Origin of the sequence: Enterococcus lemanii (assembly GCF_016909125.1) — a bacterium.
Lineage (GTDB): Bacteria > Bacillota > Bacilli > Lactobacillales > Enterococcaceae > Enterococcus_I > Enterococcus_I lemanii.
Genome location: NZ_JAFBFD010000001.1, coordinates 20,431 through 36,549, shown reverse-complemented (window position 1 = coordinate 36,549; position 16,119 = coordinate 20,431). Strand labels below are relative to the sequence as shown.

Genomic DNA, 16,119 nt, shown 5'->3' with positions numbered 1-16,119 from the left:
AAGATAGAATACTTACCAAGCCTTGTGGGATGCGCCCTGCAGGGCTTTTTCTATGCCCAGAAAGCGAGGTGATATGATGCCAAGAAAACCAAAACGACCATGCAGTACACCAGGCTGTCCCAACTTAACCGATGGCCAGTACTGTGAAGACCATCGAGTAGAAGAGCGTAGGCGCTATGACAAGTACCAACGGTCAAGTGATGTTAATAAAAAGTATGGCAGAGCCTGGAAAAGAATCCGTGACAGATATGCACGAGAACATCCCCTGTGTGAGATGTGTAAAGAGGATGGAAGACTAACTCCCACTGATGAAGTGCATCACATCCTCCCTGTCTCTCAAGGTGGTACACACGATAGAAGTAATTTGATGTCCTTATGTAAATCCTGTCACAACAAGATTCATTTAGAACTCGGTGATCGACAGATTCGTAGCTGAGCCAAGGGGGAGGTCAAATCTCTAGACCTCTTATGGCGGACAACGGCCTGGGGCTTCGTGTGTAAAAATCAGAAATCAAAGGGGGTATTAAAGATTTTTAGGAAAGTGGGGTGAAAACATGGCGAAAGACGGTACATCAAGAGGCGGTCAGCGTGTTGGTGCAGGAAGAAAATCAAAGGCTCTAACCGACAAAATTGCTGATGGCAGATTAAACGGGGTTCAAGTACTGCCGGAGCCAGCAGAAATGGAAGGCACGGATGTTCCTCCAGTAAAAGATTATTTAAAGGCGGCTCAGAAAAACGGTAAAGACCTCTGTGCAGAAGATATTTATATCGAAACTTACAAGTGGCTGAAAGATCGTAGCTGCGAAATGTTAGTAAACAACCAGCTAATCGAGCAGTATGCCATGAGTGTTTCTCGTTGGATTCAGTGCGAAGAGTGTATTTCAGAATATGGATTTCTTGCCAAGCATCCAACCACTTCAGCTGCCATCGCATCACCTTATGTTGCGATGAGCCGTGAATACATGAAACAGGTCAACCAGTGTTGGTATCAGATTTACCAAATTGTAAAAGAAAACTGCTCTGTGGAGTTCGGTGGAAGAAGTCCACAAGATGATTTGATGGAGCGCTTATTATCTGCTCGGAAAGGAAAATAAAATGAAAAAATATAGAACGTGTGAAAGTGTATGTAAAGGTCATCCCGATAAACTATGTGACCTTATTTCAGATAGCATTTTAGATGCGTGTTTAAGAAAAGATAAATCTTCTCGTGTTGCTTGCGAGGTGATAGCTACCAAAGGTCACATCATTGTTGCTGGTGAGATCACCTGCTCAAAGAGAATTGATATCAGGGGTGTTGTTCGCAGTGTTCTGACGGATGTGGGCTACAATCCTAGAAAGTTTTTAGTCTTTGTCTACGTCCATCAACAAAGTAAAGATATCGCAGGTGGTGTGGATCAAGCCTTGGAATCTCGTGAGGGTGATACGTCATGGTATTCCATGTTAGGAGCGGGTGACCAAGGCACCGTTTATGGCTATGCCACCAATGAAACTAGTGAGAAACTACCTCTCCCCTTAGTCTTATCCCATGCCATTTGCGAAAAGCTGGATAAGGTGATGAAGAATGGTGTAATCAAAGACATTGGCCCAGATGGTAAGGCTCAAGTGACGGTGGAATATGAAGGTGACAAACCAAAACGAATTAAGACCATCGTTGTCTCCGTTCAACACGGTGCAGATAAAGATCTAGATGTTTTAAGAAATGAAGTCATCTCACAGGTGCTTTGGCCTGTCTTTGAAAAATACCCCTTTGACGATGAGACTGAGATCCTCATTAATCCTAGTGGACGATTTGTTGAAGGAGGACCAGCAGCTGATACCGGTCTTACGGGAAGAAAAATCATGGTTGATACCTATGGCGGATTAGCTGCTCATGGTGGCGGTGCGTTTTCAGGCAAAGACCCGACAAAAGTTGACCGTAGTGGTGCCTATATGGCAAGGGCGATTGCAAAGAATATTGTTCGATGTGGCTTTGCTAAGCGATGCCAGGTAGCGATTTCCTATGCAATTGGAAAAGCAGATCCTGTTGCTCTTGAGATTGATACCTTTGGAACAGGCACGGTGGAAGAAAGTATCCTTTGCCGTGCTGTGTTAGATGTATTCAATTTAAGACCTGCAGCCATTATCGAAAAGCTAAAGCTGACGGATGTTATTTATGCAGATACAGCTACTTACGGCCATTTCAGATATGGATTAAGCTCGTGGGAATTTCTAGATTGCTATACAGAACTAAGGGAGGCGGTAAACAAATATGTTGATTGAAAAGAAGAACACAAAAGACCTCATCCCTGCAACATACAATCCTCGTAAAGATTTGAAACCAGGAGATGCAGAATACGATAAATTAAAACGATCCATTGAACAATTTGGTTATGTAGAGCCGGTTATCTGGAATAAGGTGACCGGCCATGTTGTTGGTGGGCATCAAAGACTGAAGGTTCTCATGGATATGGGCATCACAGAAGTTGAGTGTGTCATCATTGAAATGGACGAAGAAAAAGAAAAAGCACTCAACATCGCACTCAATAAAATCAGCGGTGATTGGGATAAGGATAAATTGGCCCTTTTAATTTCAGATTTACAAGGTGTAGATTTTGATGTTTCCCTAACTGGATTTGACCCTAAAGAACTGGATGACTTATTTAAAGACACGCTGAAAGAGGGGATCCACGATGATGACTTTGATGTGGAGGAAGAATTAAAAAAGCCAGCAATCAGCAAGCTTGGTGACATCTGGACGCTTGGCAGACACAGGCTTATCTGTGGTGACTCCACCAAGGAAGAAACCTATGATGTGCTGATGAATAAAAAGAAGGCAAACTTGTGTGTAACAGATCCTCCCTACAATGTGAATTATGAAGGCACTGCAGGAAAGATTAAAAATGACCATATGGGAAATGATGCCTTTTATCAATTCCTTTTAGACGCCTTTATCAATATCGAAGAAGTGCTGGCAGACGATGCCTCCATCTATGTATTTCATGCCGACACCGAAGGGTTTAATTTTAGAAAAGCTTTCTCGGATGCCGGTTTTTATTTGTCTGGCTGTTGTATCTGGAAAAAGGACTCGCTTGTACTGGGGCGTTCTCCTTATCAATGGCAGCACGAACCTGTGCTGTTTGGCTGGAAGAAGAAAGGCAAGCATCAGTGGTATACAGGTAGGAAAGAAACCACCATCTGGGAATTTGATAAGCCAAAGAGAAACGGTGACCATCCTACGATGAAGCCTATTCCTCTTCTCGCCTATCCAATTTTGAACTCCTCTATGAGTAACACCATTGTGCTTGACCCATTTGGCGGAAGTGGTAGTACTCTAATTGCCTGTGAGCAATCAGAACGCATTTGCTACACGGCAGAACTAGATGAGAAGTTTTGCGATGTCATTATTAAACGCTACATTGAACAGGTTGGGACTTCCAAAGAAGTCAGTGTTCAAAGAGACGGGCTTAGCTATGGTTTTGATGAATTGGATTTAGCTGCAGATGAGTAGTCGGCGCTGTTTGGTTTACACAATTAGAGGGAAATACTTAGGGCTTCTTTCTACACCAAATAATCGAGAAAAAGCTTGCTATATCAGTGCTTTAGAGTGATATATGTACATACCAAAACAAAAGGAGGTTTTGTACATGGTCATTAACTATAACGTAACAGGAGCAGAAAGAAAAAGGCTAGTCGCAGCCCTTAGTAATCTCATAGGAGTTAAAGCAAAGTACCTAGGAATGCCTAGTATGGCATATGAGGTAGGTGACTTTACCATCGACAAGAATGGAAACCTTGAACTCAGTGACAAGGTAAACAGCGAAGAAATCGAACGTGTGGCAGGACATTTAGCCAGCGAGGGTTTTATTGCTGAGGAAGAGATAAGCGCCACAGAGGGCAGACAAACGGCAGACAGCGAGGAGTTTGGCCTTACAGTTTCCATGCCAAGGAGCAACTTTTCTGAAGGCGCACTTGAAAACTTACAAGCACTTGTTGAGGCAAAAGGAGAACTAATTCGTCATGCACTTGATGTAGAAGAATTGCCGATTGAAATTTCTGAAGATGAAGTTTCATTTCCTTGGTTTGAAGAGTTACCAACACCAGAAGAGATTAAAGCATATACCCACTTCATTTCAGCCTTATCAGAGATGGCGATAAATCAGAAACGCATCACGGTGAAAGAGAAAGAAGTAGAAAATGAAAAATACGCCTTCAGATGCTTTTTACTCCGCCTTGGCTTTATTGGAAAAGACTATAAAGATGAGCGAAAAATACTGCTTAGAAACCTGACAGGTTCATCGGCATTTAAAGGAGGAGCAAAAAATGAGGATAATTAGTAAAGAACGGTTACAAAATCTTCGTGAGAAGTACCCTGTAGGCTGCCGAGTAGAATTACTAAGAATGGATGATATTCAAGCTCCAATGATTGGCACAAAAGGAACAGTCATAGGTGTTGATGACATCGGCTCCATAATGGTGTCTTGGGATACAGGCTCCAATTTATCCGTAGTCTTTGGAGAAGACCTTTGCAGGAGGGTTGAAGATGACAAGTAAGATAAAAGAGCAGATTCTTGCCATTCGAGATACCGGTGAAACCAATATGTTTGATGTGCGAAAAGTACAGGAAATCGCTCTGAGGGAAGGATATGACGAGCTACTTGTTTACCTTGCAGATAACGTGGGGGCCTATTCCAGATTCATTCTGACAGGCAAGGAGGAATAAAACCGTGTGGAAAGAAGGTAGCATTAAAGTTCATGACAGCATCATCCATTATTGGGTAAAGTGCTATGAGAAAAGTTCGGAATTTGGCATTGACAAGGGGCGCATCTCAAAGCTGATGCTTAAGCGCAAAGAAGAGTTTATTGCAAATTATGACCGAGGCTGGGACATTGAACCTGTGGATGAGGATACAGAAATTGCGCTTGCAATCTTATTATTAGAACACAACTAAATAGCAACAGAGGACAGTGCCAACATTGGCTCTGTTTCTCGTATAGAAAGAGTAATAAGGCTTGCTTGATGCGGGTCTATTTTTATGCTCATTTTGAAGAGGGGTGACCGCAATCAGAAAATTTAAGAAATATAAACCGACTCCTTTTATGGCAAAGGACTCTATTTACGATAAAGATGCTGCAGATTATGCGGTCAACTTTATCGAATGCTTAAGTCATACCAAGGGGAAATGGTCAGGAAAGCCCTTTGAACTGATTGATTGGCAAGAGCAGATTATCAGGGATTTGTTTGGAACACTGAAACCAGATGGCTACAGGCAATTTAATACGGCTTATATTGAGATTCCAAAGAAAATGGGAAAATCAGAATTAGCTGCTGCCGTAGCCTTGTTACTTACATGTGGTGATGGTGAAGAGCGAGCCGAGGTTTATGGATGCGCTGCAGACAGGCAACAGGCGTCCATCGTATTTGAAGTGGCTGCTGATATGGTACGTATGAGCCCGGCTCTAAGTAAACGAGTTAAAATCTTATCGGCAACAAAGCGGATTATTTTCCAACCGACTAATAGTTTTTATCAAGTGCTTTCAGCAGAGGCTTATTCAAAGCATGGTTTTAATATTCATGGTGTTGTTTTTGATGAGTTGCATACGCAGCCCAACAGAAAACTCTTTGATGTCATGACCAAAGGTTCTGGTGATGCCAGAACGCAGCCTCTTTATTTTCTGATCACCACGGCAGGATCTGATACAAAATCAATCTGCTATGAAACCCATCAGAAAGCCAAAGACCTCATGGAGAAAAGAAAGATTGACCCTACTTTTTATCCGGTTATTTATGGAGCAGATGAGTCAGATGATTGGACAGATCCGAAGGTGTGGAAAAAAGCGAATCCAAGCCTTGGCATAACGGTAGGGATTGATAAGGTAAAAGCCGCTTGTGAATCAGCCAAGCAAAACCCTGCAGAAGAGAATGCCTTTAGACAGCTAAGGCTTAATCAGTGGGTCAAACAAGCGGTTCTCTGGATGCCAATGGATAAATGGGATAAATGCGCCTTTGCTGTAAATGAAGAGGATTTACTTGGAAGGGTATGCTATGGCGGACTAGACCTTTCTAGCTCCATTGATATTACTGCCTTTGTATTGGTGTTTCCTCCCCTAGATGAGGATGATAAATACATCATTCTTCCCTACTTTTGGCTGCCAGAAGAAACTCTAAGTGCCAGGGTCAACCGTGACCATGTTCCCTATGATGTCTGGGAAAAGCAGGATCACCTTAAAACAACCGAAGGCAATGTAGTCCATTACGGTTTTATTGAGAAGTTCATCGAAGAACTAGGCGAGAAGTACAACATTCGTGAAATTGCCTTTGACCGTTGGGGAGCCGTGCAGATGGTGCAAAACCTCGAAGGCATGGGTTTTACTGTAGTCCCCTTTGGTCAAGGATTTAAGGATATGAGTCCACCGACTAAAGAACTGATGAAACTAACGCTAGAAGAAAAGGTTGCTCATGGCGGGCATCCTGTGCTTCGTTGGATGATGGATAACATTTTTGTTCGAACAGACCCGGCAGGCAACATCAAGCCGGACAAGGAAAAATCATCAGAAAAGATTGATGGTGCAGTGGCAACGATTATGGCTCTTGATCGAGCGATTCGTTGTGGCAATGATACGAGTGCTTCGGTTTATGACAACCGAGGCATTCTCTTTATATGAGGGAGGTGATTGGTTTTGGGATTTTTATCATCCATTTTCAAGGCAAGAGATAAGCCTACTGACAGAGCTGTGAGTTCCAACTATACCTTTTTAATGGGTTCAAGCACAGCAGGTAAAACAGTGACCGAGCGGTCGGCACTTCAAATGACGGCCGTATACTCTTGTGTTCGGATATTAGCTGAAGCAGTAGCAGGGCTTCCACTGCACCTTTATCGTTATACAGATGATGGTGGCAAGGAAAAAGCAATTGACCATTCCTTGTATAAACTTTTGCATGATGAACCAAATCCTGAGATGAGTTCTTTTGTGTTTCGAGAAACAATGATGACTCATCTTTTATTATGGGGGAATTGTTATGCGCAGATTATTCGCAATGGCAAAGGTGAAGTTGTAGGACTCTACCCCTTGATGCCAAATCGGATGTCCGTCCACCGAGATGAGAGTGGGCAGCTCTATTACTTATATACCAGAGGTGCAGATGATGTGAACAGTACGAAGGGAATGACAGTAAAACTTAGTACCTCCGATATACTTCATATTCCCGGACTCGGGTTTGATGGACTGGTTGGCTACTCCCCGATTGCGATGGCTAAAAATGCGATTGGTCTAGCCATTGCAACAGAGGAATATGGAGCCAAGTTCTTTGCTAACGGTGCGGCTCCAAGTGGTGTGTTGGAGCATCCGGGAACGATTAAAGAACCTGGGAAAGTCAGAGAGGCTTGGCAGTCACAATTTGGTGGCAGTGCCAATTCCAATAAAATAGCTGTGCTTGAAGAAGGGATGAAATATACACCGATTTCTATCTCACCAGAACAAGCACAATTCCTTGAAACAAGGAAATTTCAAATAAATGAAATTGCTCGGATTTTTAGAGTCCCTCCCCACATGGTAGGCGACCTTGAAAAATCGAGCTTTTCAAATATTGAGCAACAATCCCTTGAGTTTGTGAAATACACCTTAGACCCGTGGGTAGTGCGTTGGGAGCAAACCCTAGCACGCACCCTTTTTACACCGGAAGAAAAGAAAAAATACTTCTTTAGATTCAATGTAGAAGGTCTGCTTAGAGGGGATTATGTTAGTCGCATGAGCGGGTATGCCACAGCAAGGCAGAACGGTTGGATGAGTGCAAATGATATTAGGGAACTTGAAAACCTAGACCGTATTCCTGCAGAGGACGGCGGTGACATGTACCTTGTCAACGGGAATATGCTCCCTCTTACAAAGGCAGGTGCATTCGCAAATACAAACGAGGATGGAAAGGAGGAAGACTTGGATGAAGAACAAGATATTTTGGCGATGGAAGAACCAAGCAAGCGAACAAGAAGAACGAGTTCTTGAGCTTTATGGAACAATCGCTGAAGAAAGCTGGTTTGATGATGATGTGACCCCGCAGATGTTTAGAAATGAACTCTTTAGCGGAAAAGGACCCATCACCTTATGGATTAACTCACCGGGTGGAGATTGCATTGCCGCAAGTCAGATTTATACCATGTTGATGGATTATCCAGATGAGGTAACCGTCAAGATTGATGGGATTGCAGCATCAGCCGCTTCTGTCATTGCCATGGCAGGAACAAAGGTATTGATGGCTCCGACAGCACTCATGATGATTCATAACCCGGCAACCATCACGATGGGCGATCATGAAGACATGAAACGAGCGATTGAGATGTTAGATGAGGTGAAAGAAAGCATTATTAATGCCTATGAGATTAAGACTGGAGTATCTCGCATCAAACTATCTCATCTGATGGATGCTGAAACCTGGATGAATGCCAACAAAGCCATAGAACTTGGCTTTGCAGACGATGTGCTAAAGGATGAGAAACAATCCGAACCCACTTTTTCTGCCTATGCGTTTTCTAGAAAAGCAGTGGCAACTAACCTACTTAACAAAATGGCAGAAAAGAATAAACCAATTCAGGCGGAGGAATCTGCCAAACCCCAAGGGCGCTCAATTGATGAACTCAAGGAGCGTCTTTTAATTATCAAAAAATATATGTAAATGGAGGAATTTTACTATGACGATTACAGAAATGCGTAATAAACGCAAAAAGCTTATTGAAACGATGGATGGGTTCTTGGACACTCATAAAACCAAGAATGGCACATTATCCGCAGAAGATGATAAAACCTACAAAACCATGGAAGATGAGATCACTGAACTCACGAATGAAATCCATCGCATGGAAAGACGTGAAGCAATCGAGGCTGAACTTGAAAAACCTGTCAGCAAGCCAATCATTGAAAATCCGATGAATGGTCGACTGGATAACAGTGAAATTAAAACTGGCCGAGCAGCTGATTCTTATAAGACAGCAATGCTTTCAGCTCTTCGTTCAAACTTCCGTAATGTATCCAATGTCCTGCAAGAAGGTGTTGATGCTGATGGTGGATATCTGGTTCCAGAAGAGTATGACACGAGACTGATTGATGGGCTGAAAGACGAAAATATCATCCGTAAGTTAGGCCATACCATTACGACATCTGGTGAGCGAAAAATCAATATAGCGGCCACAAAACCTGCGGCTGCATGGATTGATGAGGGAGAGGCACTGACCTTTAGTGATGCAACCTTCTCTCAAATTAATCTGGATGCTCACAAACTTCATGTAGCTGTAAAGGTTACCGAGGAACTGCTCTATGACAATGCCTTCCAACTGGAGAACTACATCATTGAGGAGTTTTATAAGGCTCTGGCTAATGCCGAGGAAGATGCCTTTATTAATGGTAATGGTACAGGGAAACCACTGGGTATTCTGGCTGCAAGTGGTGGTGCTGAAGTCGGTGTAACAGCAGCATCTGCAACGGCGATTACTGCTGACGAAGTGATTAACCTTGTGTATTCCTTGAAGCGTCCTTATCGTAAAAATGCCGTGTTCATTTTAAATGACCAGACCATAGCGGCACTTAGAAAACTAAAGGACGGGAACGGAGCCTATATGTGGCAAGCAGCTCTTGTTGCAGGTGAACCAGATAAACTACTTGGCTATCCTGTTTATACATCTGCTTATATGCCTACCATTGAGGCAGGTGCTAAGACCATTATCTTTGGCGATTTGTCTTACTACAACATTGGAGATCGTGGTTCTCGTTCCTTTGCAGAACTTCGTGAGCTGTTTGCAGGTAATGGCATGGTCGGTTTTGTAGCTAAAGAACGTGTGGATGGCAAGTTAGTACTACCTGAAGCAATCAAGGTTCTTCAGCAGAAAGCCTAGTGAGGTGGCACGATGAGTTATTCAGCTAAAAACTATACCGAACAAGGCGGTGACAAAACCGTTATCGGTGGAACGCTAGAGATTAAGGAGGGAGCAACAGTAACAGGTCTCCCTTCTTCTTTTACTCCTGCAGAAAACCAAGCACCTAGTGTGGCAGAAGATATTACGAGTTTAGTTGCTGATTTTAATGCATTGCTTTCAAAGCTAAAAACAGCCGGACTCATAGAAGCTGATTAAAAAGAGAAAGGATAGTAGCGGTATGACACTGATTCAAAAGGTAAAGGCAAATTTGATTTTAGAGCATGAAGCTGATGACGAACTCTTAGAGATGTTCATCGCCGCTGCTGTCAGTTATGCCGAGAGTTATCAGCATGTACCAGAAAAGTACTACACCGATCACCCCATGCCACCGACTACTGAGCAAGCCATTATTATGCTTTCCTCTCATTTTTATGAAAGCAGAGATGGCAGTACAGGTGGCTTCTTTGCAGATAATGTGCAGGCGGGTCAGCAGGTTTGGAAAACGGTCAACCTACTATTAAGACTCGATCGGGATTGGAAGGTGTAAGAGATGAGTTTTGGAAAAATGAATAAATTTGCTGATATTAAAGCAATTACAACAACGAAAGATAGTGAGGGATTTGCCACTACATCACAGACCATGCTTGCCTCAGTTCGAGTTTATCGAGAAGGGCGTCATGGCAGTGAGAAATGGGCAAATCTCTCTGCTTTTTCTGAAGCTACGGATCTCTTTAGATTTCGTGCCATTCCTGGAGTGGTGGTAACTACAGAACACTTTATTGAGTGTGAGGGAGAATTTTTTGATATTACCTCGGTAGAAAACGTAAAAGGTCGAGGTATGTATACAGAAGTTTTGGCAAAGAAGGTGGTGAGCAGTATTGGCAAAAGTTGATATTAAGATGCCCGATGATTTTTTGCTCAAGATTTCAAATCTTGGCTCTGACTTTGACCCTGTTGCCGAAAAGGTGCTAAAAGCAGGTGGCGAAGTCGTTTTCAAACGAACGAAGAGCAATCTTTCTGCTGTAATCGGTAAAGGTACAAAGCATGAATCACGATCAACGGGTGAATTAGAAAAGGCACTCGGTGTCACTTCAGTCAGGCTAGATAGGAACGGAAACCACAATATTAAAATAGGTTTTTCTGAACCAAGGTCTGATGGAGAGAGTAATGCAAAACTAGCAAATATCCTTGAATACGGCAAACACGGTCAGCCTGCAAAACCTTTTTTGAAACCAGCTAAAAGTGCATCAAAGTCTGAGTGTATCTCGACAATGAAAAGCACTTTTGAAGAGGAGGTCAAAAAGATATGAGCATTCTAGCAGACTTACAAGTCGCTTTAGAATCACTAGATGTACCAATAGAAACAGGTGTGTTTTCGGATACTGCCCCTGGTAAGTACATGGTGATTGTTCCGATGAGCGATAGCTTTGACCTTCATTCGGATAATCTACCATGCATCGATGTTCAAGAGGCACGGATTTCAATTTATAGCAAAGGCAGTTATACAGCGTTAAAAAATCAAGTGGTGCAGTTATTGTTGGCTTCCAGTTTCACCATAACCGCACGGAGCTACATCGGCTTTGAAGATGATACGGGCTATTACCACTACAACGTGGATGTAGCCAAACATTATGAAATAGGAGGTAATTAAAAATGGCAACAATTGGTCTGGATAAACTTTATTATGTGACCATCACAGATGATGAAAATGGCGAAGAAATCTATGGCACACCCACTCAGCTGGCAAAAGCAATCTCAGCAGAGCTATCTGTTGAACTGGCAGAGGCAACCCTCTATGCAGATGATGGTGCGGCAGAAATCGTCAAAGAATTTAAGAATGGCACTATCTCTCTTGGAGTAGATGATATTGGCTCGACTACTGCAGCCGCCTTAACCGGTGTCACGGTTGATAAAAACAACGTTGTGGTTTCTAACAGTGAAGATGGCGGGGATCCTGTGGCTGTTGGTTTTAGAGCAAAGAAATCCAATGGCAAGTATAAATACTATTGGCTCTATCGAGTGAAATTCGGTATTCCTGCGACAAACCTAGCAACAAAAGGTGACAGTATTACATTCTCAACACCAACAATTGAAGGTACGGTTCTCCGAAGAAACAAGCCGGATACAAGCGGTAAACATCCGTGGAAAGCGGAAGTGACCGAAGGCGATAAGGATGTACCGGCATCGGTTATCAGCAGTTGGTATACAGAAGTCTATGAACCGGATTACACAGTATAAGGAGGGATAATTCATGGATAACGAACGAACAGCAAGCATTCGTATTGGTGGCGATGAATATGTGCTACTACTTACTACAAAGGCAACAAAGGAAATCGCAGGACGCTATGGCGGTCTTGAAAACCTAGGCGATAAGCTAATGAAGTCTGAGAATGTCGAGATGGCACTTTCAGAGATTGTGTGGCTGATTACCTTACTGGCCAATCAAAGTACCCTTGTCTATAACATCAAGCACAAGGATGCACCGAAGGAATTACTAACAGAAGATGAGGTGGAAATTCTCACAAGCCCGATTGATTTGGCAGAGTACAAAGAGGCAATAATGAATGCCCTTTACAAGGGTGCAAAAAGAAATGTACTCAGTGAGGAAAGCCCAAAAAACGCAGTAGCCCCGTAAGTGACGAAGAGTTATTTACGAGGCTTTTATATTACGGCATCAGTCTATTACATCTGACCATGGATGAATTTTGGCTGATGCCGTTTGGTTTGCTACTAGACTTGTGGGAGTGCCACAAACAGTATCAGGGGCTGGCAAAACCAAAAAGAGAGATATTTATCGATGACATTATCCCTGATGGAATCTGACAAAGGAGGTGGAAAGCATGGCAGATAATTTTGGCTTAAAAATCGGTCTTGAAGGCGAGAAAGAATTTAAAAAGGCATTAACCGATATCAATCGTTCCTTTAAGGTCCTTGGCTCTGAAATGAAACTGGTAGCCTCAGAATTTGATAAAAACGATAAGTCTGTCCAGGCTCTTTCCGCCAGAAATTCAGTCCTTAACAAAGAGATTGAAACCCAAAAAAGCAAAATTGATACCTTGAGGTCGGCTCTAGAAAATGCAGCTACCTCCTTTGGAGAAACTGATAGAAGAACACAGAACTGGCAGATTCAGCTAAACAATGCTGAGGCAGCACTCAACAATATGGAGCGAGAGTTAAGTAGCAATAATGCTGCTCTTGAAGAAGCTAACTCCAATTATGATGATGCTGAAGATGCTCTCGATGACATGAACCGTGAAATGAACGATGTCACCGACAGTGCAGATGATATGGGAAAAGAGATTGATGAGGCAGCTGACTATGCTGAAAAGTCTGAATCTAAGTTTAAAGGCTTAGGTACAACTCTAAAATCTATCGGCATTGCCATGGGAGCAGTTGCTGTTGCAGCAGGTGCGGTGGCTGTCAAACTGGGTAAAGAAGTCATTTCCGCTTATGCAGATTACGAACAATTAGTCGGTGGTGTGGATACGCTTTTTAGAGAAAACTCTCAGCAGTTACAAGACTATGCATCGAATGCCTATAAGACGGCAGGTCTTTCTGCCAATGACTACATGGAAACGGTCACTTCGTTTTCTGCAAGCCTTATTTCTTCTCTTGGAGGAGATACAGAAAAAGCCGTTAAATATGCGGATATGGCGATTACCGATATGTCTGACAATGCCAATAAAATGGGTACAGACATGGAATCCATTCAAAATGCCTATCAGGGTTTTGCCAAGCAAAATTACACCATGCTGGATAACCTTAAACTTGGTTATGGCGGTACAAAAAGTGAAATGGAGCGACTCCTTGCTGATGCCGAGGCTATCTCTGGCATTGAGTACGATGTTTCTTCTTATGCCGATGTAGTTTCTGCCATCCATGTCATTCAAGAAAGCATGGGCATTGCTGGTACGACTGCTCTTGAGGCAGAGGAGACTATTTCAGGGTCCTTGAATGCCTTCCAATCGGCTTTACAAAATCTTTTAGTTGGTTTTGGGAATGCAGATGCAGATATGGAACAACTCAGTAAAAACATGGTGGATGCCTTTCAGTCGGTGGTGAAAAACATTACTCCAGTGATTGAAAATATCGTAAAAGCACTACCTATAGCCATTGAAGCATTGCTAGATGCCATCTCAGATTTGTTACCGACACTCCTTGCCACCGTGACAGATTTATTTACTCAGGTACTGAACGCACTGATGAACCTACTACCTACCCTAATACCGGTAGCAGTTGATTCCATTCTCACGATTGTGAATGCGTTGATTGAAAACTTACCACTGCTAGTGGATACAGCCGTTCAGTTAATAGCGGCTTTAGTAGATGGCCTTGGGCAAGCAATGCCAGAACTGATTCCTGCGGCAGTTAATGCAATTACTACGATTGTGCAAGGTTTGGTGGATAATCTACCCATGCTGCTCGATGCAGCACTGCAGTTAATACTTGGTTTGGCTCAGGGGCTACTCGAAGCGATCCCGCAACTAATTGAGGCTCTCCCTACGATTATTTTGGCAATCGTTGATTTTATTATAAGCGCAATTCCTCAGATTATAGATGCAGGTATTCGGCTATTAACATCGCTGGTTACAGCCTTGCCTGAAATTATTACGGCAATTGTTGAGGCGATTCCACAGATTATTGATGGAATACTAAATGGGATTTTAAGTTCGATTCCACAACTCATACAAGCGGGTGTCGACTTACTTGTTGCACTGATTCAAAATCTACCGACCATTATTACCACTATTGTGGCGGCAATCCCTCAAATCATTTCAAGTATCGTAAATGCCTTGATTGGAAACATCGACAAGATCATTATGGCAGGGGTTCAGCTATTTGTAGCACTCATTCAGAATTTACCAACCATTGTGGTAGAAATCGTAAAAGCAGTGCCTCAGATTATTGGCGGCATCGTCAGAGCATTTACAAACTCCATGGGTTCCATCGTGACGGTGGGTGGCAACATTGTAAAAGGACTATGGCAGGGTATTCAATCCCTTGCTTCTTGGTTATGGAATAAAGTGAGTGGTTGGATTAGTGGCATTTGGACGGGCATCAAGGATTTCTTCGGTATCAAATCACCATCGAAACAGATGGGGTGGGTTGGTGAAATGCTTGTGAAAGGTCTTGCAGGTTCTATCCAAGATAATGGTGATGAGGCTGTAAAAGCGGCTGAAATGATGAGCGAGGATATCAACGATGTGATGACTAGTCTGGCCAGCGATATGAGTACATCCTTGCCTACAGACTTTTCAGTGGATACTTCTGTAGGTGGCGTGATTTCAAATGCAGCGACCTCTTCCCTAGGTGGTGTCAGTGGATCGCTGGTTACTGTACAGCAAATGATTGTACGAAGTGAAGATGATATCAGAAGGGTATCTCAAGAACTTTATAACTTAATTCAGACAGGCTCTCGTGCTCAGGGTCGGTTTTCTACAACATAAGGAGGTGTGCCAATGGGTTTTTTATATGACGATATTTCTTCAAAAAGCATGGGACTAAAAGCCAGGCTCACTTCCTGGCAGGTCTGTGGAGGGATGCGAAATTTTACCACCACCGTACCTGGAAAGTATGGTGTGACAGACTTTGGGGCTGATTTTGATTACAGAGAAATCAATGTAGCTTGTAATATCTATCCCAAGCACAGCTTTTCTGCTCTGGTGAGTACCCTTGACGAACTGTCAACATGGCTTGATCCCATGCAAGGATTAAAAGAACTCGTTTTTGATGATGTGCCAGACAGGTATTTCATGGCGAGGCTGAATGAGAAAGTGGATTGTGAACGACTCATTCGTTTTTCAGGCAGTTTTAACTTGAAGTTTTTCTGTCCTGACCCTTTTGCTTATGCCATTACGGATGAAAATTATTTAATAGAAAGCGAAGGAAGTCACACGATAACAAGACAGACCGGTAATGTAGCATCCAATCCTATGTATCGCTTGAAGGGAATTATCACATCGGGTGTGAACAATTCTATTTCTGTTACAACCAATGGCTTGGAAATGAAAATAGTGAATGCTGTACTTTTGAAGGAAGAAATCCTTGTCATTGATACAGATAAGATGACGGCTTATGTGGAAGACGAAAACGGGATAATTTTAAGAAACGCTTTGCCATACCTAAAGGAGATACAGTTTCCAAGTCTTCATGTAGGCACGAATATCCTAGCAATTACAACAAATAATGCTGTATTTACAGCGCTTGAAATAAAGGCTCGCAGTAGATGGAGGTGATC

General features: G+C 42.8%; 21 protein-coding genes. All 21 read left to right on the top strand.

Annotation, left to right across the window (positions count from 1 at the left end; all coding sequences use genetic code 11):
• Positions 1-52 precede the first annotated feature (52 nt).
• The gene (locus JOD14_RS00200; RefSeq protein ID WP_330583662.1) at positions 53-436 is read left to right on the top strand and encodes an HNH endonuclease; all 384 of its coding nucleotides are present in this window, start codon (positions 53-55) and stop codon (positions 434-436) included.
• A 118-nt stretch (positions 437-554) separates the two neighbouring features.
• Complete coding sequence (locus JOD14_RS00195) at positions 555-1,094, top strand: P27 family phage terminase small subunit (protein WP_204652669.1); 540 nt, start codon at positions 555-557, stop codon at positions 1,092-1,094.
• Between the two features lies 1 nt (position 1,095).
• The gene (gene metK, locus JOD14_RS00190; protein WP_204652668.1) at positions 1,096-2,259 is read left to right on the top strand and encodes a methionine adenosyltransferase; all 1,164 of its coding nucleotides are present in this window, start codon (positions 1,096-1,098) and stop codon (positions 2,257-2,259) included.
• Entirely contained in the window at positions 2,249-3,487 is a 1,239-nt protein-coding gene (locus JOD14_RS00185) for a site-specific DNA-methyltransferase (protein ID WP_204652667.1), read from the top strand. Before metK ends, JOD14_RS00185 begins: the two co-directional genes overlap by 11 nt.
• A gap of 136 nt (positions 3,488-3,623) precedes the next feature.
• Positions 3,624-4,313: a virulence protein gene (locus JOD14_RS00180; protein WP_204652666.1), complete on the top strand. Its 690-nt coding sequence runs from the start codon at positions 3,624-3,626 to the stop codon at positions 4,311-4,313.
• Positions 4,300-4,530, top strand: coding sequence for a DUF4314 domain-containing protein (locus JOD14_RS00175; RefSeq protein ID WP_046391904.1), 231 nt, complete (start codon positions 4,300-4,302; stop codon positions 4,528-4,530). Before JOD14_RS00180 ends, JOD14_RS00175 begins: the two co-directional genes overlap by 14 nt.
• Entirely contained in the window at positions 4,520-4,699 is a 180-nt protein-coding gene (locus JOD14_RS00170) for a DUF5049 domain-containing protein (RefSeq protein ID WP_077316369.1), read from the top strand. The genes JOD14_RS00175 and JOD14_RS00170 overlap by 11 nt, the downstream gene beginning before the upstream one ends.
• 4 nt (positions 4,700-4,703) lie before the next feature.
• Positions 4,704-4,928, top strand: coding sequence for a DUF7678 domain-containing protein (locus JOD14_RS00165; protein ID WP_204652665.1), 225 nt, complete (start codon positions 4,704-4,706; stop codon positions 4,926-4,928).
• A 112-nt stretch (positions 4,929-5,040) separates the two neighbouring features.
• Complete coding sequence (locus JOD14_RS00160) at positions 5,041-6,642, top strand: terminase TerL endonuclease subunit (protein WP_204652769.1); 1,602 nt, start codon at positions 5,041-5,043, stop codon at positions 6,640-6,642.
• Between the two features lie 15 nt (positions 6,643-6,657).
• Positions 6,658-7,980, top strand: coding sequence for a phage portal protein (locus tag JOD14_RS00155; RefSeq protein WP_204652664.1), 1,323 nt, complete (start codon positions 6,658-6,660; stop codon positions 7,978-7,980).
• Positions 7,916-8,647 carry a head maturation protease, ClpP-related gene (locus JOD14_RS00150; RefSeq protein WP_204652663.1) on the top strand — a complete coding sequence of 244 codons (732 nt, stop codon included), beginning with the start codon at positions 7,916-7,918 and terminating at the stop codon, positions 8,645-8,647. Before JOD14_RS00155 ends, JOD14_RS00150 begins: the two co-directional genes overlap by 65 nt.
• A 16-nt stretch (positions 8,648-8,663) precedes the next feature.
• The gene (locus JOD14_RS00145; protein ID WP_070210507.1) at positions 8,664-9,860 is read left to right on the top strand and encodes a phage major capsid protein; all 1,197 of its coding nucleotides are present in this window, start codon (positions 8,664-8,666) and stop codon (positions 9,858-9,860) included.
• Between the two features lie 12 nt (positions 9,861-9,872).
• The gene (locus tag JOD14_RS00140) at positions 9,873-10,097 is read left to right on the top strand and encodes a Head fiber protein (protein WP_122864849.1); all 225 of its coding nucleotides are present in this window, start codon (positions 9,873-9,875) and stop codon (positions 10,095-10,097) included.
• Positions 10,098-10,119: 22 nt separating this feature from the next.
• Positions 10,120-10,428, top strand: coding sequence for a head-tail connector protein (locus tag JOD14_RS00135; protein WP_122864850.1), 309 nt, complete (start codon positions 10,120-10,122; stop codon positions 10,426-10,428).
• Between the two features lie 3 nt (positions 10,429-10,431).
• Complete coding sequence (locus JOD14_RS00130) at positions 10,432-10,773, top strand: head-tail adaptor protein (RefSeq protein WP_204652662.1); 342 nt, start codon at positions 10,432-10,434, stop codon at positions 10,771-10,773.
• Positions 10,760-11,191 (top strand): HK97-gp10 family putative phage morphogenesis protein, encoded by a 432-nt coding sequence (locus JOD14_RS00125; protein ID WP_204652661.1) that lies wholly within the window; start codon positions 10,760-10,762, stop codon positions 11,189-11,191. The genes JOD14_RS00130 and JOD14_RS00125 overlap by 14 nt, the downstream gene beginning before the upstream one ends.
• Positions 11,188-11,532 (top strand): hypothetical protein, encoded by a 345-nt coding sequence (locus JOD14_RS00120; protein ID WP_204652660.1) that lies wholly within the window; start codon positions 11,188-11,190, stop codon positions 11,530-11,532. The genes JOD14_RS00125 and JOD14_RS00120 overlap by 4 nt, the downstream gene beginning before the upstream one ends.
• Before the next feature lie 2 nt (positions 11,533-11,534).
• Positions 11,535-12,119 carry a major tail protein gene (locus tag JOD14_RS00115; protein ID WP_204652659.1) on the top strand — a complete coding sequence of 195 codons (585 nt, stop codon included), beginning with the start codon at positions 11,535-11,537 and terminating at the stop codon, positions 12,117-12,119.
• 13 nt (positions 12,120-12,132) lie between these two features.
• Positions 12,133-12,516 (top strand): hypothetical protein, encoded by a 384-nt coding sequence (locus JOD14_RS00110; protein ID WP_067424221.1) that lies wholly within the window; start codon positions 12,133-12,135, stop codon positions 12,514-12,516.
• A gap of 205 nt (positions 12,517-12,721) precedes the next feature.
• The gene (locus tag JOD14_RS00105) at positions 12,722-15,328 is read left to right on the top strand and encodes a phage tail protein (RefSeq protein ID WP_204652658.1); all 2,607 of its coding nucleotides are present in this window, start codon (positions 12,722-12,724) and stop codon (positions 15,326-15,328) included.
• Between the two features lie 12 nt (positions 15,329-15,340).
• Positions 15,341-16,117: a distal tail protein Dit gene (locus JOD14_RS00100; protein WP_204652657.1), complete on the top strand. Its 777-nt coding sequence runs from the start codon at positions 15,341-15,343 to the stop codon at positions 16,115-16,117.
• The last annotated feature ends 2 nt before the right edge of the window (positions 16,118-16,119 follow it).

Bases quoted from the DNA above. Each gene is read 5' to 3' on its own strand.
- JOD14_RS00175 (WP_046391904.1), top strand. From the start codon at position 4,300: ATGAGGATAATTAGTAAAGAACGGTTACAAAATCTTCGTGAGAAGTAC.
- JOD14_RS00185 (WP_204652667.1), top strand. From the start codon at position 2,249: ATGTTGATTGAAAAGAAGAACACAAAAGACCTCATCCCTGCAACATAC.
- JOD14_RS00145 (WP_070210507.1), top strand. From the start codon at position 8,664: ATGACGATTACAGAAATGCGTAATAAACGCAAAAAGCTTATTGAAACG.
- JOD14_RS00140 (WP_122864849.1), top strand. From the start codon at position 9,873: ATGAGTTATTCAGCTAAAAACTATACCGAACAAGGCGGTGACAAAACC.
- JOD14_RS00115 (WP_204652659.1), top strand. From the start codon at position 11,535: ATGGCAACAATTGGTCTGGATAAACTTTATTATGTGACCATCACAGAT.
- JOD14_RS00120 (WP_204652660.1), top strand. From the start codon at position 11,188: ATGAGCATTCTAGCAGACTTACAAGTCGCTTTAGAATCACTAGATGTA.
- JOD14_RS00100 (WP_204652657.1), top strand. From the start codon at position 15,341: ATGGGTTTTTTATATGACGATATTTCTTCAAAAAGCATGGGACTAAAA.
- JOD14_RS00195 (WP_204652669.1), top strand. From the start codon at position 555: ATGGCGAAAGACGGTACATCAAGAGGCGGTCAGCGTGTTGGTGCAGGA.
- JOD14_RS00170 (WP_077316369.1), top strand. From the start codon at position 4,520: ATGACAAGTAAGATAAAAGAGCAGATTCTTGCCATTCGAGATACCGGT.
- JOD14_RS00150 (WP_204652663.1), top strand. From the start codon at position 7,916: ATGAAGAACAAGATATTTTGGCGATGGAAGAACCAAGCAAGCGAACAA.
- JOD14_RS00105 (WP_204652658.1), top strand. From the start codon at position 12,722: ATGGCAGATAATTTTGGCTTAAAAATCGGTCTTGAAGGCGAGAAAGAA.
- JOD14_RS00180 (WP_204652666.1), top strand. From the start codon at position 3,624: ATGGTCATTAACTATAACGTAACAGGAGCAGAAAGAAAAAGGCTAGTC.
- JOD14_RS00110 (WP_067424221.1), top strand. From the start codon at position 12,133: ATGGATAACGAACGAACAGCAAGCATTCGTATTGGTGGCGATGAATAT.
- JOD14_RS00135 (WP_122864850.1), top strand. From the start codon at position 10,120: ATGACACTGATTCAAAAGGTAAAGGCAAATTTGATTTTAGAGCATGAA.
- JOD14_RS00130 (WP_204652662.1), top strand. From the start codon at position 10,432: ATGAGTTTTGGAAAAATGAATAAATTTGCTGATATTAAAGCAATTACA.
- metK (WP_204652668.1), top strand. From the start codon at position 1,096: ATGAAAAAATATAGAACGTGTGAAAGTGTATGTAAAGGTCATCCCGAT.
- JOD14_RS00200 (WP_330583662.1), top strand. From the start codon at position 53: ATGCCCAGAAAGCGAGGTGATATGATGCCAAGAAAACCAAAACGACCA.